The following is an 18,679-nucleotide window of genomic DNA, read 5'->3' on the forward strand; positions in this document are numbered from 1 at the left end:
GCGATCGCGCGTTCGCCCTCGGCGAGGATCTTGTCCGCACCGGCGAAATCGACGAAGCGACGCGCCGCCTCGACCGGCGGATGCGGGTGCAGCGACACCGGGTCGCCGTCCCACATGCCCAGTTCCTTGGTGTACACGGCGCGCACGTCGTGGTGCAGGGTGCCGTGGTAGCCACGGTTGGCCCAGTTGCGGCGCAGTTCGTCGGGTAGCTCGATCACCTCGGCGGCCTCGAGCGGGGTGTAGCCCTTGTTGGCCAGCCGCAGGGCTTGGTCGCCCCAGCGTTCCAGGGTCTCGTCCAGATAGCGGGCGAAATTGCGGGCGTCGCGGGTGCGCGCGCCGCGCAGCGTCTGGATGTTGTGCAGCGAATGATTGGCGTTCTCGGCACAGGTCAGCGCCTTGAGCTGGGGAATCCAGATGTGCATTTCCTCGGGGGCTTCGGTGTCGGGCGCGTAGAGGAATTCTAATTCCAGGCCCGCGATTTCGCGTTTGGTGCCGGTCTCGGTGATCAAGTCGGTGGGTGAGATATAGGAGACAGCAGGGCCTTTGGTGGTGGTGACGCCGATTCCGCAGGTGAGGAATCCGCGCTCGCCGGGCGGCAGCAGCGAGCCGAAGGCGTAGAAACTCCGGCGCGCCATCGCGTTTCCGGCCACCACGTTCTCACCGATCGCGTATTTGTCGAATCGCAGGCCGGGCGCGATGATCGGCACCTTCCCGGACGACCGCCACCACCGGCTTGTCGGTGACGTGCTCGCGCACGAGTGCCATACCCTGACGGGCGGATTCGACCCCGGCCATGCAATCGACGACGATGATCCCCTCGTCACCCTCGATCACCGTCAGGTTGGCGATGTCGTTGTTCCTGGCCTGGTAGATGCCCTTGGTGACCTCGTACAGGCCACCACGGCTGATCAGCTGGGACTGGCGCCACAGGCTCGGATTCACCGAATCGGGGGCGGGTGCGTCGTCGGTCAGGTAGTCGAACTCGGCGGGGTCGAAGACCACCTTCGAGGTGTCGTCGTCGGCGTACACGGGGCCGGGCAGCGGGGCGATCAGCCCCCTGGTCGCGGTGGCGAAGTCCTCGACGTTCGCCATGTCGTACAGCGCGGCCGCCGCACGGTTGACCGCCGTCGTCGCGGCGGTCGGCGGCTTGGGGTGCTGGCACATGGACGCTCCTCGGCTCGATGGCGGCACGACCTGGAGGTCAGCGTGCCCGGGCCGGGGAGCGCCCGGATCACCCGTGGCGGGTGAAATGGATCAGAAGGTGTGCTGGTCGTCGGCGGAGATGGCGAAGCCGTGGGCACCGGCGACGCAGCGGACGCCCTGTGAGGAGGAGGTGCAGGTGTAGCCGTCGATGGTCAGGGATTCGCCGTAGTTCAGGATCACGCCGCCCGCCGGGGAGCCGTCCTGCGGGATGCCGACGAAGATGCCCTGGCTGGTGCACAGCAGTTCCGACTTGCCCGCGTACAGGTGCGCGGCGACCTTGCGGTTGGGCGCGTCGGTGCAGTTCGGCAGCTTCGGCGTGATGTGGTTCGTCTGGGCCAGCTGGCACCCGACCCCGTTGGGGGCCGCGGCGAGGATGCCGCACTTGATGTTGCCGGTGGGGGACTGGAAGTAGTAGCTGCCGTCGAGCTGATACCGGCCCGGGTCGACGGGGGTGAAGCGACTGTCGACCGAAGTGGAGCCGTCGCTCGGCACCACCGTGGGGGCCGGTGCCGCGCTGTCCTGGGGTACGACGGTCGGCGCTGGACTGCCCGGCACCGAGGCGTCGGGCGAACCGGTCCCCGGTGCGCCGGACGGCTGGGTGATGCCCGGCGCGCTGGATGGCTGGGCGACGGTGCTCGAACTCTGCTCGGCGCCGCAGGCGGCCAGCACCCCAGTCAGTGCCACCGCAGCCGCCATCATGATCTTCGCTCGCATGAAACCATCTCCGCTAGTTGACATCCCGACCTACTATGGAATCGCGAACAAGAGGGTTCATCGTTACGCGGCCCCCTCGGCGGCCGCTGTCGGACCGCTCGATGGAGAATCGAGCTGACGAGCCAATTCGTTTCGTCCGCTAAAGGAGCGGTGAGGCCGTGACCCGACATGTCTGGTACGCCGCGTACGGCTCCAACACGCACGCGGCGCGGTTCGACTACTACCGGCTGGGCGGCACCCCGCCCGCGACCGCGCACGACTATCCGGGGTTCCGCGATCCCACGCCCCCGGCGGCCGTCGCGCCGCTCACCCTGCCCGGCAGCTTGTATTTCGCCTGGCAGAGCCCGGTGTGGACGGGTGGTGTCGCCTTCTACACCGATCGGCCCGCCGAGGGCTGGCCGACGGGGGTGGCCGCACGCGGCTATCTGCTCACCACCGGCCAGTTCGCCGACCTGATCGCCCAGGAGATGTACCGGGCACCGGACACCGATTTCGATCTGGCACCGGTATCGGCCGAGGGGTCGGTCCGGCTCGGGCCGGGCCGCTACGAGACCGTGCTGCACGCGGGCACCGCCGACGGCGCGCCGATCCTGACGTTCACCGCGCCCTGGCTGCCGGAAACCGTCGACCTGCGACCGCCGTCGGCCCGCTACCTGGCCATGATCGCGGCCGGGCTGCGCGAATCACACGGCTGGGACACCGACCATGCCGTGGCCTACCTGCTCGTCCAACCCGGCATCGCTACCCACTGGACCGCGGCCGAACTGCGCGGCGCGATCGCCGAAAACGGCCTCGACCTGCCGTGATGAGGTTTCGGTCGGCCGTCACCGGGTAGCCCACAGCTGGAGGCGGACCATCCGGGAGCGCACGCATGGACTGGTTCACGGCACCCGAATACTGGCTGGGCAGGCTGGTTTTCCAGCGTGGCCTGGCGGTGATCTACGTCGTCGCGTTCGTCGGTGCGGCGCTGCAATTCCGCGCGCTGCTCGGTACCCATGGCATGCTGCCGATCCCGCGCTATCTGGCGCGCACGCCGTGGCGACGGTCGCCGAGCCTGTTCCACCTGTGCTATTCCGATCGTCTTTTCGCCGTAGTGGCCTGGACGGGCGCCGCGCTGGCGGTCGCTGGCGCGGCGGGGCTCGCCGATCTGGTGCCGCTGTGGGGCTCGATGCTGCTGTGGTTCGCGCTGTGGGGGCTGTATCTGTCGATCGTGAACGTGGGGCAGCTGTGGTACGCGTTCGGCTGGGAATCGCTGCTGCTCGAGGCCGGTTTCCTGGCGATCTTCCTCGGCAACGACAGCGTGGGGCCGCCGCTGCTGGTGCTGCTGGCCGCGCGCTGGCTGCTGTTCCGGGTGGAGTTCGGCGCCGGGCTGATCAAACTGCGCGGTGACCCGTGCTGGCGGAATCTGACCTGCCTGTACTACCACCACGAGACCCAGCCCATGCCCGGCCCGCTGAGCTGGTTGTTCCACCAGCTGCCCCGGCCGCTGCACCGGGTGGAGGCCGCGGCCAATCATGTGGCTCAGCTGGTGGTGCCGTTCGGGCTGTTCGCGCCGCAGCCGGTGGCGAGCGTGGCGGCGGGGATCGTCATCGTGACGCAGCTGTGGCTGGTGCTGTCCGGCAATTTCTCCTGGCTGAACTGGGTGACCCTGCTGTTGGCCGCCACCGCCGTGTCCGCCGGGCCGCGTCCGGCGGCATCGGCCGCACCCGTCTGGTTCGTTGTCGCGGTGTTCGGCTATGTCGCGCTGGTCCTGGTGCTCAGTTACCTGCCGGTGGTGAATCTGCTCTCGCCGCGACAGGCCATGAACGCCTCGTTCGAGCCGTTGCACCTGGTCAACACCTATGGCGCCTTCGGTGACATCACCCGCGTGCGGCACGAGATCGTCTTCGAGGGCACCGACGACACCCACCTCACCGCCGACACGGTCTGGCGCGAATACGAGTTCAAGGGCAAACCCGGCGACCCGAAGCGCCGTCCTCGCCAGTGGGCGCCCTACCACCTGCGGCTGGACTGGCTGATGTGGTTCGCCGCGCTGTCACCGTCGTACGCGCGCGGCTGGGCGATGCCGCTGGTCCGGCGCCTGCTGCGCAACGACCCCGACACCCTGCGCCTGCTACGCCACTGCCCGTTCCCCGACACACCGCCGACCTACCTGCGGGCCCGGCTGTACGAGTACCACTTCAGCTCCCCCGCCGAGCTGTTCGGCCAACGGATCTGGTGGCGCCGCACCCTGATCGGCCAGTTCCTGCCGCCGACCGGACAGAAGAAAAGCCCGGCGACATGACGTCGACCGGGCTTTTCGTTGAGCGGATGACGAGATTCGAACTCGCGACCCTCACCTTGGCAAGGTGATGCGCTACCAGCTGCGCTACATCCGCGTGCGCGTCGAGGTCCTGTCCGGGATCGCCGGGGGCTTCGTCGTGCGAGAAGAAACATTAGCGTGTCCCCCCGAAAACACGAAATCCGCCCGCACAGCCGAACTCGTGCGGCAGTGAGATCCCACTCCGGACACCGACTCCGCTAGCCCGCGCCAAGGATGCGGAGAACGCTGTGGCGCACAGTCAGGAGTCGGGGTTCTCGGCAGCCTTGCGGGCGTGGCGTTCGGCGGCTTCGGCGTCGTCGAGGGCGGTGGCTTCCTCGAGAGTGGGGGCGGAGCCGCCGAGGCGCTGGGGGACCCAGTAGGCGCCGGGCTCGTGGACGTAGGACTCCTGCAGGTCGGCGAGCATGGCCTGCATGGTGGTGCGGAGTTCGGCGGTGAGGTCGGCGGCGGGCTCGTAGGGCTGGATGGGGGCGCCGACGGCGATGGAGATGGGGGTGTTGGTGCGGCCGAGGCGCTTGGGGAAGCCCTTGGTCCAGACTCGCTGGGCGCCCCAGATGACGATCGGGATGATCGGCACGTCGGCTTCCAGCGCCATCCGGGCCGCGCCGGACTTGAATTCCTTGATCTCGAAGCTGCGGCTGATGGTGGCCTCGGGGTACACGCCGACGAGTTCACCGTCGCGCAGGTACGACACCGCCGACTTGTAGGAGTCGGCGCCCGCGGTGCGGTCGACGGGGATGTGCTTGAGCGCGCGCATGATCGGGCCGGAGACGCTGTTGTCGAACACCTCCTTCTTGGCCATGAACCTGATGTAGCGACCAGGGGTGCGCGCGGGCAGTCCCGCGTAGGTGAAGTCCATGTAGCCGGTGTGATTGATCGCCACCACGGCACCGCCGGACGCGGGGATGTTCTCCGCGCCCTTGACGGTGAACTTCAGACCTTCGAGGAAGAAGACGGTTCGGGCCAGGCCGATGATCGACCGGTAGACGGGTTCCACAAGTCCGCTAGCGTAGTCGCCGATCGCCGCTCGCGGCAGGTCGCCGCCACCGCCGGGACTCCCCGTAGGATCGCGGCGATGCCTCGGGTGCCGAATTCGGTTCGCGCACACCGGCCTACCCCCGGCGAGTTCGCTCGCCCCGACAGTCACCGCCCGCGATCGGTACGCGGGTGCCACGACCTAGGAATGAGGAACGTCGCAGTGCAACGCGCTCATCTGCCCGTCCCGGCCCGCCCGCGTCGCGCCTTCGCGCTGGTCGCGGGGCTGACCGTCACCGCGGCGTTGGCCGCCGGATGCGATTCGGTGTCCGGGATTCCCGGCGACCCGGTCCAGGACGAGACCACCACGACGACCGCCATCGAGACGACACCCGCGCCGATCGCCCCCGGCGAACCGGCACCGAACGCCACCACCGCACCCCTGCCCGCCGACGCGCCGCAGGTCGGGGCGGTTCCCGGGGAGCCGGACGCCGTCACCGCCGTGCGCCGCTGGGCCGCCGACCTGCGCACCGGCACCGTCGCCGAACTCCAGGCGAAGTGCTGGACGATTCCCCCGCGCACCGTCGCGGAGATGTACGTCGACCCGCAGAGCGTGCTGACCGCCCTGGGCACCCCGGGCACCGCCACCGCCGACACCGTCACCTGGCGGTCGAGCACCACCACCGTGACCGTGGAACGCGAGGCCGTCGACTCCGGCTACGCCTGCGGACGGGTGTTCGCCGCGGGTGTCGAGCCCGGTTACGACGACGCCGACGCCCGCCACACCGTGCGCCGCTACCTCGCGCGCGCCACCGGCAAACCGCTCGATCCGGCCGACATCGAAGCATCTCACCCGCTGACCTGCAAGGACGATCCCGCGACCTGGGATCCCACGGGCACCGGCAACCCCACAGCACCCCCCTTGACAGGCGACTCGGGCAAAGTAGGCAATGTCACCTCCTACGCCGCCGAAGAGCTACGATCCGAGCAGGTTCGTGGCGACTACCTGGCGGTTCACGTTCCCGTGACCACCGCGACGGGGGAGACGAGAAATCGGACATTCACCCTCGTTCCGACAGCCGAGGGCTACTGCATCGGTGACGTAACGATTTAGCCACTACCCTGGTTGGCTGGTCCGCCGGAGCAGTCAGGGCCCGAAGGAGGCAGCTTGCGTAACCACGTAGGGCCCCTGATCCGGCGAATCAGATACTGGTAGGAGGAAACAGCTCGTGCAGATCACCAGCGTCGGACACGCAGGCTTCCATATCCGAACCACGGCCGGGACGATCCTGTGCGATCCATGGGTCAATCCCGCGTATTTCGCGTCGTGGTTCCCGTTCCCGGACAACTCGCAGCTCGACTGGGAGTCGCTCGGCGAGGTCGACTACCTCTACGTGTCGCACCTGCACCGCGATCACTTCGACGCCGCGCACCTGAGCAAGTACGTCAGCAAGGACGCGACCATCCTGCTGCCGGACTACCCGGTGCCGGATCTGCGCCGTGAGCTCGAGGCGCTGGGGTTCACGAAGTTCTTCGAGACCCAGGACTCGGTCAAGCACACCGTCACCGGGCCCAAGGGCTCGCTCGACATCATGATCGTGGCCCTGCGCGCGCCCGCCGACGGCCCGATCGGCGACTCGGGCATCCTCGTCTCCGACGGCGAGACCACCTGTTTCAACATGAACGACGCGCGCCCGGTGGACATGGACGTCATCCACGACGCGTTCGGTCACATCGACATCCACCTGCTGCAGTACTCCGGCGCCATCTGGTACCCGGCCGTCTACGACATCCCCGCGCGCACCAAGGCCAATTTCGGCAAGCAGAAGCGTCAGCGCGGTATGGACCGCGCCCGCTCCTACATCGAGCAGGTCGGCGCCACCTGGGTGGTGCCCTCGGCCGGTCCGCCGGTGTTCCTGGACGAGGAGCTGCGCTACCTCAACGACGACCGCGGCGACGAGGGCAACATCTTCCCTGATCAGATGGTGTTCCTCGAGCAGATGCGGATCCACGGCAACGAGGGTGGGATTCTGATGATCCCGGGTTCGGTGGCCGACGTGCGCGGCGCCGAACTCGACCTCGAGCACCCGTTCGACCCCGATCGCGTCTACGGCGACAAGGCCGCCTACATCGCCGAGATGGCCCAGCGGTTCGCGCCGGTGCTGGCCGCGGAGAAGGCGTCCTGGGAGACCGGTGAGGGCTCGCTGCTCGAGCCGCTGCGCGAGCTGTTCGAGCCGATCATGAAGCAGAGCGCGCTGATCAGCGACGGCATCGGCTACCCGGTGGGCCTGGTGATCGGTGCCGAGACCATCGTGCTGGACTTCCCGCACCGCACCGTGCGCGAGCCGCTCGAGGGCGAGGGCCGCTACCGCTACGGCTTCCGGATCGCGCCGGAGCTGGTGCGTACCGTGCTGCGCGACAACGAGCCGGACTGGGTGAACACCATCTTCCTGTCCACCCGCTTCCAGGCGTGGCGCATCGGTGGCTACAACGAGTTCCTCTACACCTTCTTCAAGTGCCTGACCGACGAGCGCATCGCCTACGCCGACGGCTGGTTCTCCGAGGCGCACGACGACTCGGCCGTGGTCGAGCTCGACGGCTGGGAGGTGCAGCGCCGCTGCCCGCACCTGAAGGCGGATCTGTCGAAATTCGGTGTGGTGGAAGGCAACAACCTCACCTGCAACCTGCACGGCTGGCAGTGGGACCTGGAATCGGGCCGCTGCAAGACCTCCAAGGGCCACGAGCTGCGCTCGCGCAAACTCTGACAGCGCGCCACCGAACGGGCGAGACGGCTTGCGTCTCGCCCGTTTTCGCGTGTTCAGCCGCCTTATCGCTGTTTGCATAACTTGCAAACTGCCGATCTGCGGAAAATTCAGTAACGATTCGGCCACTGGAACCCACCGCGCTCGCTAACGTCACGTCCGAGGGTCAACAGGATCTGATGCGAGAGGAAAAACCATGGCGGACATGGACGTTGCACTCAAGGAAATGATGCTGCTGGACGGGGCGCTGGGGGCCTGCGTGGTCGACTACACCAGCGGCATGACGCTCGGCACCATCGGCGGATCGAAGAATCTGGACCTGCAGGTCGCGGCGGCGGGCAATACCGAGGTGCTGCGCGCCAAGATGCGCACGATGGAGCAGCTCGGGCTCGAGCAGGAAGTCGAGGACGTGCTCATCACCCTCGGCGGGCAGTACCACCTGATCCGGCCCACCCAGGCGCGTCGGGCCAAGGGCCTGTTCCTCTACCTCGCCCTGGACCGCACGCGCGGCAATCTCGCTCTCGCGCGCAGGCGTCTGGCCGACATCGACGCCGAGCTCGAGATCTAGACGCTAGGCTCCCAGACATGCCCGGGACTCAGCGGCCGCTCTATCAGATGAAGGCCGACTTCTTCAAAACCCTCGGGCACCCCGTCCGTATCCGCGTGCTCGAACTGCTGAGTCAGCGCGAGCACGCCGTCTCGGAGATCCTGCCCGAGGTGGGCGTGGAGGCCGCGAACCTCTCCCAGCAATTGGCGGTGCTGCGCCGTGCCGGTCTGGTCACGGCCCGCCGGGAGGGGTTGACGGTGACCTACGCGCTCACCTCGCCGCAGGTCGCCGAGCTGCTCGCGGTGGCGCGCGTCATCCTGACCAGTGTGGTCGCGGTGCAGGTCGAGGCGCTCGGTCCGGCCCCGGTGAGTGCGGCGCGCTGAGCGTCGATCAGTCCTCGGGGCCCTCGGCGACGTGGCGCGCGTACTCCAGGATGCGTAGCGTTTCGACGGCGTCGCGCGGATCGACCGGCACCGGGGCACCGTCGAACAGGGTCGCGGCCATTCCGGCGTAGAAGGCCGGGTAGTCGCCGGGCCGGGTGGGGACCCTACGCTGATCCTCACCCGCGCCCAAGGTGCCCCACGCGTCGGGTTCGACTGTGCCCCAGGGTTTTCCGTCGTCGGGTCGGCGACCGGCCCGCAGGTCGGCCTCCTGCGGGTCCAGGCCGGAGACGGTGTAGCCGTTGGTCGAACCCAACACCCGCAGACGCGGGCCGAGTTGCGGGGTGACGGCGCTCATCCACAGCTGGGAACGGGTGCCCTGGGCGTGGGTGAGGGCGAGGAAGGCGTCGTCGTCGGCCTCGACGCCGGGGCGACGCCGGTCGAGTTCGGCGTAGACCTCGACGACCGGGCCGAACAGGGTGAGCGCCTGGTCCACCAGGTGCGCGCCGAGATCGAACAGGATGCCAGCGCCGTCGGAGGCCGAGCCGACCTCGCGCCAGCCGCCCTTGATCGTCGGACGCCAGCGCTCGAAACGGGACTCGAAGCGGCGCACCTCGCCGAGGTCTCCGGCCTCGAGCAGGGCGCGCACGGTCAGGAAATCGTTGTCCCAGCGGCGATTCTGGAACACGCTCAGCGGCAGGTCGGCCTTCTCGGCGGCCTCGACCACCTCCTGGGCGTCGGCGGCGGTGACGGCGAAGGGTTTGTCCACCACCACCGGCAGGCCCGCGCCCAGTGCCTTCAGCGCGAGCGGCGCGTGGGTGCGGTTGGGAGTGGCGATCACCGCGAGGTCGACATCGGAGTCCTCGGCGAACAGTTCCTCGGCGCTGGACCACACGCGCACGCCGGGATGCTCGGCGCGGGCCCGCTCGGCCCGTTCCGCCGACGAGGTGACCACCGAGGCCACCCGCAGCCGTGGGTCGGCCGCGATCAACGGTGCGTGGAAGACCGAACCGGCCAGGCCGTATCCGACTATCGCTACCCCGAGCTGGTCCATCGCGGTCCCTTCGTGGTGGTCATCGCCGGTCGAGTATCCCCCAGCAGCTCAGCGGTCGGGCAGCTGGTCCACCACGTGGCGCAGCACGCTCGCGGCGATCGGGCAGTAGTCCTCGCGCAGACCGTCGATGCCGTGGACGGCGACTTCGATCGACTCGGTGCCCGCGTCGGGCACCAGGTAGGCGCGGGTGCAGATGGCCCTGGAGGTGGTCTTGTCGTCGAACATCGTCAGGCCGTCGACCTCGCCGGGCCGCACGCCGTTGCCCGTGGTGAGCATGCTGGTGCGCAGCAGTTTCACGCTGACGCGCAGGCGCGCGTCCCACTGGCAGGTGTGCGCGTCGGCGATGGTCGGCGCGACGGCCAGGGCGCCGATCTTCCCGGCGACGAAGTCCCGGTCGAGCAGTGCGCACGGTTCGAGAGTGGACAGCGGACCCTCGCGGTCCCCGGCGCGCGGCGCGGCGCTCAGTGTGCGCGCGATATTCGCGGCCAGGTAGTCGAGCCCGGCGCACTCCCCCGCCGAGCCCGGTTCGTTGAGGCCGATGGCGATGCCGGTGGCGGCGTCGTCACCGGGGCTCGCGATGACCCGGGAGCAGGTGGCCGAGCTGCCGTTGATCACCGCGACACCGTCGACGAGGTTCACCTGCGGGGTGAGGTACTGGTTCTTCTGGCCCAGTTCGAGGGTGATGCCGTACTTTCCGGAGCCAGCCAGGCAGCCCCAGGTCGAGCTCGGTTCCAGTTTCCAGGTGTCAGCGGGCAGCGGGGCCGGGGCGACGGGCACCGCGTCGCCGATGGCGGTGGTGAGCCAGGCACACGCGTCGATCTGGCGCAGTTGGGCCAGGGTCAGGCCGGTGATCGGGGGTTGTTCGCGGGTCGCGAAGGCGGTGATGCCCGCGACGGCCAGCAGCAGGGTCACCACGCCGAGCGCGGTGCCGATCCGGGCGCGGGGACTCGCGGCACCCCAGCGACGGCGCGTGGAAAACATCGCGCGCCTGCCGAATTCCTTGGTCGCGGCGGTCGCGGCGGTCAGCCGTTCGGGGAGCGGGCGGGCCGGTTCGGGTTCGGCGGGGGTCAGCGGTGGTAGTGCGGCCAGCAGGGCGGCGATCTCGTGTTCGCGGCGGCCGATGTCGTCGAGGACCGGGGCGGGCCACGGCGGCGGACCGCTCGGTTCGCCGCCGAGATACTCCAGGATCTGTCCGGGAGTGGGGCGCGCGGCCGGGTCCTTGCGCAGGCAGGCGGCCAGCATCTCGAACAGCGGCTCGGGCACCCGACTCAGGTCGGGCTCACGCTGGGCGATGTTGAACAGGGTGTAGGGCACCGACGGCGCGGCGAACGGGGTGACGCCCGAGGCGGCGAAGGCCAGCACCGAGCCGAGCGCGAAGACATCGGCGGCCGGGGTGATCTCGAGACCGAGCGCCTGTTCCGGCGCCAGGAATTCCGGTGTGCCGAGGGTGGTCTCGGTGGTCGACGGCCCGTCCACGGGGGTGATGCCGATCTCGCTGAGCCGTCCGCGATCGGCCGACAGCAGCACCGAGTCGGCCCGCAACCGCCGGTGGACCAGGCCCGCGCCGTGCACCGCGCGCAGCGCCGAGGCCAGCGAGGCCGCCAGCGCGCGGACGGCGGGGACCGGCAGCGGGCCGTGTTCGGCGACGGCCTGGTCGAGCCGCACGCCCGGCACGAACACCGAGGCCAGCCAAGGCTTTTCGGCATCGGCGTCGACATCGATCACGGTGGTGTTGTGCGCACCGGATACCCGCATCGCGGCAACAGCACTGTGCCGCAACCGGACCCGGAAGTCCGGTTCACCGAGCAGTTCGTGCTGCGCCTGCTGGACCACGACCAGGGAGTTGTCGGGACCGGCGGCCAGGACCGCGTGGAAGCCGGGCGCGGAATCGAGGGCGCCGAGCACCCGGTAGCGGCCGATGGTGCCGGGCTCGCCGGGGCCGGGAGGCTGGATCGTCATGAGGTCGGCAACTTCGCGAGAGCGGGGGCGAGCAGGGTGGCGGCGGTGTCGCAGGTGTCGGGTGGCTGCGGCAGATACGAGTAGTAGCTGGCGCGGATCTGTTCGGCACGATCGTCGCGGGTCGGGCGGACCATGACTGCCAGTTCGCAGAAGTTCGCCGACTCGTTGTCGACGAAGACCTCGCGCCCGGCGATCGTCATGGTCGGACGGGCCTTGCCGCCGACCACATTGTCGGGTCGCGTGCGGTCGTCGATGCCGATCGCGAAGTAGCCCTCGCGCCCCGTCGCCGCGCAACCGTGCGGTGTGCGCTCGCGCACCGGGTCGCCGACGATCGGGCGGGTGACCGCGATATCGATCAGCGAGCAGGCGTCGAGGGTGAGGACCGAGCCCGGCGGGTCGTCGCGCAGCGGCGGATTCACCGCCAGGCGGCGGACCACCGCCGCCAGCGCGCGTTCGGCAGCCGGGCACCCGTCGCCCTCGTTGACGCTCGCGCTCATGGTGAGCGCCAACGGCACACCGCTCTGAGCGACCACGATGCGATCGCAGTTGCGGGCCTCGCGATGGCGGCCCAGGACCGGCATCCAGTTGATCGTCGAGCCCATCGACTGCTTGTTGGAGGTCGACTCGGCCACTGACACCCCGGTCTCCAGGCCCAGGTAGACCTTGCGGCCGGACGGCTCGAGATAGTAGATGTGGCACCCCGTCACCCCGCCGGGCACGAGTTCGCCCACCGCGGTACCGATTTCACCGACGACATCAGGTTTCAGCAACGCGCAGATGTCGAGCCCGCGGGTCTCCTCGGGCGTCAGGGCCAGGGGCGGGTCGTCCATCGCCACCGCGGTGCCGTCGGTGCCGAGACCACAGACCGCGATGGCGACCAGGGTCAGGGCGGAGACCACCGCGGCGACCGGGACCAGCCGCGGCCAGAGCCGTTTCGGCGGTGCGGGCGCCTGCGGTTCGGTCTGCGCGGTGCCGTCGGCCCAGCGCGCCGCCTCGGCGTGGGATTCGGCGATCCGCCTGCGGATACGCACCGGCCACACCGGTTCGGCCTCGATCCGGCCCGCCAGGTCGAGCAGTTGCTCGGGAGTGGGACGCGCGGCCGGGTCCTTGGCCAGGCAGGCGTCGACGATCACGCGGACCGGCGGCGGGACGGCGCTGGTGTCGGGGGCGCTGTAGAGAACGTTGTAGAGCACCTGCGGCGTGGAGGGCGCGTCGAAGGGGCTGACACCGGTGGCGGCCATCGCCAGGATCGCCCCGACCGCGAACACGTCCGAAGCCGCCGTGAGCGGGCGGCATTCGGCCTGCTCGGGCGACATGTACGCGGGCGAACCGAGGACGGTGCCGGTGGTGGTGAGGGCGAGATCGTCCTCGAGGGCGCGGGCGATACCGAAATCGATCACCCGGGGGCCGTCGTTGGTGAGCAGCACATTGCCCGGCTTGAGGTCGCGGTGCACCAGGCCGGTGCGATGGATCTCGAGCAGAGCCATGGCCAGGCCGGTGGCCAGCAGCTTGAGACCGCTCACCGTCAGCTTGCCGAACTCGGCGATCATGTCCTGCAGGGCCGGACCGGCGATGTACTCCGAAGCGAGCCACGGTGTTTCGGAGTCGGCGTCGTGATCGACCACGCCCGCGGTGTAGGCGCCGGTGACCTGCTGGGAGGCGAGCACCTCGCGCCGGAACCTCGCCCGGAACTCCGGATTGCCGGTGAACTGGCGATGGATCTGCTTCACCGCCACCAGCCGCCCGTCGGGCCCCTGGCCCAGCAGCACCTGGCCCATCCCACCCTTGCCGATCACGGCCAGCAGGCGGTAACGGCCCAGCTGGACCGGATCCTGCGCGGTCAGCGGTTTCATGCCCACACCCCCTGTACTCACCACTGCCCGCCGAGCAGCGCGAACTGCGCGACGGCCTGACGGCGGACGTCGTCTTCCTGGTTGCTGTAGAGCCGCACCACGAACTCGCCATGCCACACCAGACAGGCGAAGCGCCGGGCCGAGTTGCTGGTCGGATTCGGCCGGGCCGCCCGGTAGCAGTCGATCCCGTCGACCCCGGGCACACCCCGCATGGCCGAGTAGTCGGCGGCCAGCAGCGACCGGCGTTCGGTCTCGGCGAAGGCCGTCGCGGCGGGCTCGTCAGCGGCGCGGTGCAGGAACTTGTTGTCCGACACCGCCACCGCGTCCATCGAGGCCGCCTCGAATTCGCGCATCCGGGCGGCGGGCTTGTCGAGCAGCAGGGCGTAGGCGCGGGGGCCGTAGAGCATGAAATCCCAGCGGTCGGGCCAGTATTCGCCGGTCTTGAGCGTGCGGGTCAGCAGATGGTCGCTGTCCAGGCGCAGGTTCGCGAGCTCGGCGGCCGGGGTGGGCACGAAGTTCGCCAGCTCGGCCAGTTGCGCGCGATAGGTGCGCGCGAGCAGGTCGGTGAGCTGTTCCGGGCTCGGCTCGACGATCTTCGCGTACAGCCGGATGACCAGGTTCTGCCACACCAGCCAGCTGCCCGCGGTGGGCACGCCGGGACGCCAGTGACTGAGCGCGGCGGGGAACTCCGGCAGCACCAGGGGCGCGTTCTCGGTATTGGCGGTGAAGTCGGCGGCGGCCATCGCCTGCGCGGCCGCGGTGGCCTGGCCCGCGTCGGGCAGCGACAGGATGGTGATGGACAGGAACGCGTCGCGCTGCTCGTCGTCGACGTAGCCGTTGCCGCCGATGGCGCCGAAACCGGCCAGCACGTCGAACGGGCCCAGCGCGGTCTTCTGCACGCCGGAGAGCAGGTCGTCGACCCCGCGTACCCCGACGACCACCCCGCCGCCGCGACCCATGGTGAACTCGGGATCGATCCGGTCGGCGAACAGCACGCGCTCGCCGATGCGCGCCGACTCCACCAGCGATCCGCGCACGCGGCTGGGCAGGTCGTCGAAATCGCCGGGAATCGGGGTCAGGGCGTAGTCGCCGTGATCGGGGACGACGGGCTCGTCCCCACACCCCGCGGCGAACAGCACTGTGAGCGAGAGCGCCACCGCCAGGCAGCGCGACGGATGACGCACGAACAATCCCTCCCCGAACTCTGCGGTGAACCTATCACCTGGGCATTCGCCGCGGCTACCGCGCGGGCAACCGGCCGACGGCCTGGCGCATGAGCGGATCGGCGACCTTGCACAGCGCGCCGGTGGTCTCGTCCGGGTCGGAGACCAAGACCTCGACGATCTCGCGGTAGGACTGACCGACATTACGGAAGCGATGGACCCGGCGGCATTCGTGGAGGTTCATCGACGCGAAGGTCTCGTCCTCGACCAGCACGCCGTCGCCGATATCGATCACCTTCTCCTCGATCGAGGTCTGCGACCGCTGCGGCTGGGACAGCACGATCCGCACGGTGGTCTCCCCGCGCCATTCACACGTGTGGGCCGACTGCGACGTGGGTGCGCCGAGGGTGGCGGTGTCGACCAGGGCGCACGGGTCGACCGTGGACAGGGAGGTCTGCGCGCCGGGCGCGGGAGCCAGAGTGGCGAGGGCGGCGGTGAGGCGGTCGACGGTGTGCTCGGCGAGGGCGCAGTCCGCGCGGGTGAAGGTGTCGACGGTGATGCCCCACCGGTGTCCGTCGGCGCCACCGTCGATGGCGAACGCGCAGTCCTCGCCGCGACGGGCGATGGCATAGCCGTTGACCACCTCGGCGCCTGCCGTGAAAGCCTCGGTGGCCGCGCCGATTTCGACGGCGAGGCGGGCACCGCCGGAGCTGGCGTCGCAGCCCCAGCTCGAGGTCATCTGCCAGCGCCAGGCGGCGACCGAGGTGGCGGCCTTGGCGGCGACATCGGCGGGCAGGGTTTCGCCGAGCGCGTCGCGGACCCAGTCGCAGGTGTCGGTGCCGCGCAGCTGGTCGAGGGCGGGGAGAGTGGCGGTGACTTCGGCCGGGGGCTTCGGGTCGTCGCCACCGCGCAGGACCACCGCGGTGAGCGCGCCCGCCAGGATCACCGCGACCGCCGCGGCGATGCCGATCCGTATTCCGGTGCGCCGCTTGCGGACCGGCGGCGCGGGCACCATCGAGCCCGGGTGCGGGGTCGCCAGGTTCGCCGGAATGATTTGGGTCGCCTCGGGATCGGAGGTCAGTGCGACCAGATTCCTGGTCTGTTCGGCGATCTGGGTATGCACGGGCGCGGGCCACGGCTGGGACTGGACCGGGAGGACGCCGAGATAGTCGAGGATCTGCGCGGGCGTCGGGCGGGTGCGGGGGTCTTTGCGCAGGCAGCCCGCGATCAGTTCGCGCAGCGGCTCGGGGACCTGGTCGAGCTGCGGCTCGCTGTGCACGATATTGAACAGGGTGTAGGGCGCGGAGGTGGCGGCGAAGGGGCTGGTTCCGGTGGCGGCCATGCACAGCAGCGAGCCGAGGGAGAAGACATCGCTGGCCGAGGTCACCGGAGCGCTGTTGGCCTGCTCCGGGGACATGTACGCGGGCGAGCCGACGACCGCACCCACCTCGGTGAGCGGGGCGGAACCGAGTCCGGCCGCCTGGGCGATACCGAAGTCGATCACGCGCGGGCCGTCGGCGGCCAGGATCACGTTGGCGGGCTTGAGATCCCGGTGCACCAGGCCCGCGCTGTGGATCGAGTGCAGGGCCGAGGCCAGGCCGGAGGCGAGGGTGCGCAGGGCCGGTACGGGCAGTGGGCCCAGCTCGCGGACCGCTTTGTCCAGCGGCACGCCGGGAATGAACACCGAAGCCAGCCACGGGGATTCGCTCGCGGTGTCGAAGTCCACCACGGCGGCGGTGAACGCACCCGACACCCGCGCCGAGATCGCGACCTCGCGTTCGAAGCGCGCGCGGAACTCGCGGTCGTCGAGCAGGTGCGCGTGGATCTGCTTGATCGCCACGAACCGGCCGTCCGGCCCGGTGGCCAGCAGCACCCGGCCCATCCCACCCGCGCCGAGCACCCCGCGGATGCGGTAGCGGCCGATCACCGGTGACTCGGTCGGCGACAACGGCTCGATCATCGCGGTAACTCCCCCACTCCTGGTTTCGCCAGCAACCTAGCATCCCGGCACGGCGCTAGTGGGTGGGGCGCGGCGGCAGCCAGGTCGGGGTGAGCACGGCGCTGACCAGGATGACCAGGCCCAACAGCGCGATGGTGGTGGACATCGCCAGCCACTGGGTGGCCAGTGCGACGAAGGCGAACACCCCCAGTGCCACGATCTCCGACAGCAGACCCGACACCGAGGTGACGGTGGCGCGCGCCGGTCCCGCGATGCTGTCCTGGAGCCGGGCGCCCGCGATGACCTCGGCGTTGAAGTCGATGCCGTAGGCGATACCGATGCCGACGAACCCGATCCACAGCATGGCCGTGCCACCCAGCCCCACCGCCAGCGCACCGGCGATGAACAGCAGGCCCGCGACGAACAGCGCGGCGGCGAGGGTGCGGGCCGAGACGGCCTCGGTGCGGCCCGCCAGCAGGGAACCGAGCAGCGAGCCCACCACCGTCACCGCGATCAGCAACGCCGAGGTGCTGGTGGAGGCGCCGCCGGAGACGGCCAGCAGGCCGAAATACTCGTCGAAGGCAGTGACGCCATAGAGCAGCGCGCCGAGCAGGACGCCACGGCGGACGCGGCGCACACGCAGGGCCTCGCCCAGGCCGGTACGCAGCATGGTCAAGTAGCGGGAGGACACCGTTGCGCCGGGATCGTTGGTGGCCGCTGCCGGGTGATCGGTGTCGTGCCCTGGCGCGCGCAGCGTGTCATCGCCGGGTGTGGACGCGTCATCGTCGTTGGGCACCCGACCGCCGGCGGGCACAGACGCACCGCCAGCGCCAGGCACGGGCACATCGTCGCCGCCGGACGCGGGGACATCGTCGCCGCCAGGCACGGGCGTGACGTCGCGACCGGCGGGCGTGGCGTCAGCCTCGGTGGGCGATGGTGTGCCGGTCACCACGCGGATGACCGGCGGGGAGGTGGGCATGGCGTGGGGGCCGAGGCGGTCGGGGGTGGGTGGGGTGTCGTCGAGGTCGTCTACGGCGGTGGCGGAGATGGCGACCGGGGGGCGTGGGAGGAGTAGGGCGGTGGCGGTGTGGAGCAGGGCGATGCCGACGCTGACCCAGCCGACCAGGGTGTAGCCGCCGAGGGCGTAGAGCGGGGCCGCCGCCAGGATCGCCAGCAGGACCGTGGATTCCTGGGCGCCGCGCGACCAGCCCATGATCGAGGCGTAGGCGTTCGGGGCGCCACGGGCGACCAGGTCGTCGTAGATCAGGGCCTCGAAGGTGCCCGATTCCAACGCTCCGGCGATGCCCCACACCACGAAGCCGAGCGCGAACCCGACGAAGGAGGGCGCGATCATCCACAGCGCGAAGCAGATGCCCTGGAGCAGACAGCTCGCGATGAGCAGGGCGCGGCGCGAGACGGTGTCGGCCCAGGCGCCCGAGGGCACCTCGAGGACGAACGCCGTCACCGACCACATGGCCAGCAGCAGCGAGATCTGGGCGGTGCTCAGGCCGTGGTCGGCGAAGAGCACACCGTAGAGTGCATAGATCGGCAGCAGGTCGCGGGTGCCCCGGAACAGGACCGCGCGCACTGTGAGGCCGCGGACGTCGACCCGATCTCGGCTCACGTACTACAACCTAACCACCCCCACCTCCCCAACCCCGCACATCCCGACCTCGAGGAGGGATCGCCGACGAAGTCGGCGGTTCGCGCCCGTCCCGTCGATCAGGTGCCGGTGCGTAGGCGACGAAGGAGCAAGCACCGGTGCCTGATCGACGGGACCCCAGGGGGCGCGAACTCGAGCGCGCCAGCG

At 70.0% G+C, this 18,679-nt stretch carries 16 protein-coding genes, 1 tRNA gene and 1 pseudogene; 7 read left to right on the plus strand and 11 right to left on the minus strand.

The window, feature by feature from the left end; all coding sequences use genetic code 11:
• Positions 1–50: 50 nt before the first annotated feature.
• The 3 genes and pseudogenes from QC180_RS30190 to QC180_RS02020 all read right to left on the minus strand — a co-directional run.
• Positions 51–635 (minus strand): annotated as a pseudogene (locus QC180_RS30190) (alkyl sulfatase dimerization domain-containing protein); the annotation flags it as partial.
• A 22-nt stretch (positions 636–657) separates the two neighbouring features.
• The gene (locus QC180_RS02015) at positions 658–1,164 is read right to left on the minus strand and encodes an MBL fold metallo-hydrolase (protein ID WP_278260810.1); all 507 of its coding nucleotides are present in this window, start codon (positions 1,162–1,164) and stop codon (positions 658–660) included.
• 90 nt (positions 1,165–1,254) lie between these two features.
• The gene (locus tag QC180_RS02020) at positions 1,255–1,917 is read right to left on the minus strand and encodes a hypothetical protein (protein WP_278260811.1); all 663 of its coding nucleotides are present in this window, start codon (positions 1,915–1,917) and stop codon (positions 1,255–1,257) included.
• Positions 1,918–2,075: 158 nt separating this feature from the next.
• Here QC180_RS02020 and QC180_RS02025 point away from each other — a divergent pair, with 158 nt between their 5' ends.
• Together QC180_RS02025 and QC180_RS02030 are read left to right on the plus strand one after the other, a co-directional pair.
• The gene (locus QC180_RS02025; protein ID WP_278260812.1) at positions 2,076–2,723 is read left to right on the plus strand and encodes a histone deacetylase; all 648 of its coding nucleotides are present in this window, start codon (positions 2,076–2,078) and stop codon (positions 2,721–2,723) included.
• A 65-nt stretch (positions 2,724–2,788) separates the two neighbouring features.
• On the plus strand, positions 2,789–4,201 hold the full coding sequence (locus QC180_RS02030; protein ID WP_278260813.1) for a lipase maturation factor family protein: 1,413 nt from the start codon (positions 2,789–2,791) through the stop codon (positions 4,199–4,201).
• Between the two features lie 21 nt (positions 4,202–4,222).
• Here QC180_RS02030 and QC180_RS02035 read toward each other — a convergent pair.
• Positions 4,223–4,295 (minus strand) — tRNA-Gly (locus QC180_RS02035).
• On the opposite strand from QC180_RS02035, the gene QC180_RS02040 reads away from it, so the two are divergent.
• A complete protein-coding gene (locus QC180_RS02040; RefSeq protein ID WP_278260814.1) occupies positions 4,266–4,412 on the plus strand; it encodes a hypothetical protein in 147 nt (48 codons plus the stop codon). The two genes, QC180_RS02035 and QC180_RS02040, sit on opposite strands and share 30 nt — an antisense overlap.
• Before the next feature lie 66 nt (positions 4,413–4,478).
• On the opposite strand, the gene QC180_RS02045 is transcribed toward QC180_RS02040, so the two are convergent.
• Positions 4,479–5,234, minus strand: a complete 756-nt coding sequence (locus QC180_RS02045) for a lysophospholipid acyltransferase family protein (protein ID WP_278260815.1) — start codon at positions 5,232–5,234, stop codon at positions 4,479–4,481.
• A gap of 201 nt (positions 5,235–5,435) precedes the next feature.
• On the opposite strand from QC180_RS02045, the gene QC180_RS02050 reads away from it, so the two are divergent.
• The 4 genes from QC180_RS02050 to QC180_RS02065 all read left to right on the plus strand — a co-directional run bounded on the left by QC180_RS02050 (position 5,436) and on the right by QC180_RS02065 (position 8,904).
• On the plus strand, positions 5,436–6,326 hold the full coding sequence (locus tag QC180_RS02050) for a hypothetical protein (protein WP_278260816.1): 891 nt from the start codon (positions 5,436–5,438) through the stop codon (positions 6,324–6,326).
• Positions 6,327–6,441: 115 nt separating this feature from the next.
• A complete protein-coding gene (locus QC180_RS02055) occupies positions 6,442–7,977 on the plus strand; it encodes a Rieske 2Fe-2S domain-containing protein (RefSeq protein ID WP_278260817.1) in 1,536 nt (511 codons plus the stop codon).
• Between the two features lie 193 nt (positions 7,978–8,170).
• Positions 8,171–8,542: a hypothetical protein gene (locus QC180_RS02060; RefSeq protein ID WP_278260818.1), complete on the plus strand. Its 372-nt coding sequence runs from the start codon at positions 8,171–8,173 to the stop codon at positions 8,540–8,542.
• A 17-nt stretch (positions 8,543–8,559) separates the two neighbouring features.
• Positions 8,560–8,904, plus strand: a complete 345-nt coding sequence (locus tag QC180_RS02065) for an ArsR/SmtB family transcription factor (RefSeq protein WP_278260819.1) — start codon at positions 8,560–8,562, stop codon at positions 8,902–8,904.
• Positions 8,905–8,911: 7 nt separating this feature from the next.
• Here QC180_RS02065 and QC180_RS02070 read toward each other — a convergent pair whose 3' ends face one another.
• From QC180_RS02070 to QC180_RS02095, 6 genes are read right to left on the minus strand one after another with little or no spacing between them, the layout of a single operon-like run.
• A complete protein-coding gene (locus QC180_RS02070) occupies positions 8,912–9,955 on the minus strand; it encodes a Gfo/Idh/MocA family protein (protein ID WP_278260820.1) in 1,044 nt (347 codons plus the stop codon).
• A 48-nt stretch (positions 9,956–10,003) separates the two neighbouring features.
• The gene (locus tag QC180_RS02075) at positions 10,004–11,914 is read right to left on the minus strand and encodes a protein kinase domain-containing protein (RefSeq protein ID WP_278260821.1); all 1,911 of its coding nucleotides are present in this window, start codon (positions 11,912–11,914) and stop codon (positions 10,004–10,006) included.
• Positions 11,911–13,767, minus strand: a complete 1,857-nt coding sequence (locus tag QC180_RS02080; RefSeq protein WP_278260822.1) for a serine/threonine-protein kinase — start codon at positions 13,765–13,767, stop codon at positions 11,911–11,913. The genes QC180_RS02075 and QC180_RS02080 overlap by 4 nt, the downstream gene beginning before the upstream one ends.
• 17 nt (positions 13,768–13,784) lie before the next feature.
• A complete protein-coding gene (locus tag QC180_RS02085) occupies positions 13,785–14,951 on the minus strand; it encodes a DUF7373 family lipoprotein (protein WP_278260823.1) in 1,167 nt (388 codons plus the stop codon).
• 55 nt (positions 14,952–15,006) lie between these two features.
• Positions 15,007–16,890: a serine/threonine-protein kinase gene (locus tag QC180_RS02090; protein ID WP_278260824.1), complete on the minus strand. Its 1,884-nt coding sequence runs from the start codon at positions 16,888–16,890 to the stop codon at positions 15,007–15,009.
• Positions 16,891–16,945: 55 nt separating this feature from the next.
• Positions 16,946–18,493 carry an MFS transporter gene (locus tag QC180_RS02095; RefSeq protein WP_278260825.1) on the minus strand — a complete coding sequence of 516 codons (1,548 nt, stop codon included), beginning with the start codon at positions 18,491–18,493 and terminating at the stop codon, positions 16,946–16,948.
• Positions 18,494–18,679 lie beyond the last annotated feature (186 nt).

The sequence above is a fragment of the Nocardia anocheti genome (genome assembly GCF_029675105.1).
Taxonomy (GTDB): Bacteria; Actinomycetota; Actinomycetes; order Mycobacteriales; family Mycobacteriaceae; genus Nocardia.

What these genes read in the sequence shown, in the direction of transcription:
- QC180_RS02015 (WP_278260810.1), bottom strand. Translation starts at nt 1,164, where the DNA reads ATGTGCCAGCACCCCAAGCCGCCGACCGCCGCGACGACGGCGGTCAAC.
- QC180_RS02020 (WP_278260811.1), bottom strand. Translation starts at nt 1,917, where the DNA reads ATGCGAGCGAAGATCATGATGGCGGCTGCGGTGGCACTGACTGGGGTG.
- QC180_RS02030 (WP_278260813.1), top strand. Translation starts at nt 2,789, where the DNA reads ATGGACTGGTTCACGGCACCCGAATACTGGCTGGGCAGGCTGGTTTTC.
- QC180_RS02060 (WP_278260818.1), top strand. Translation starts at nt 8,171, where the DNA reads ATGGCGGACATGGACGTTGCACTCAAGGAAATGATGCTGCTGGACGGG.
- QC180_RS02065 (WP_278260819.1), top strand. Translation starts at nt 8,560, where the DNA reads ATGCCCGGGACTCAGCGGCCGCTCTATCAGATGAAGGCCGACTTCTTC.
- QC180_RS02070 (WP_278260820.1), bottom strand. Translation starts at nt 9,955, where the DNA reads ATGGACCAGCTCGGGGTAGCGATAGTCGGATACGGCCTGGCCGGTTCG.
- QC180_RS02075 (WP_278260821.1), bottom strand. Translation starts at nt 11,914, where the DNA reads ATGACGATCCAGCCTCCCGGCCCCGGCGAGCCCGGCACCATCGGCCGC.
- QC180_RS02080 (WP_278260822.1), bottom strand. Translation starts at nt 13,767, where the DNA reads ATGAAACCGCTGACCGCGCAGGATCCGGTCCAGCTGGGCCGTTACCGC.
- QC180_RS02090 (WP_278260824.1), bottom strand. Translation starts at nt 16,890, where the DNA reads ATGATCGAGCCGTTGTCGCCGACCGAGTCACCGGTGATCGGCCGCTAC.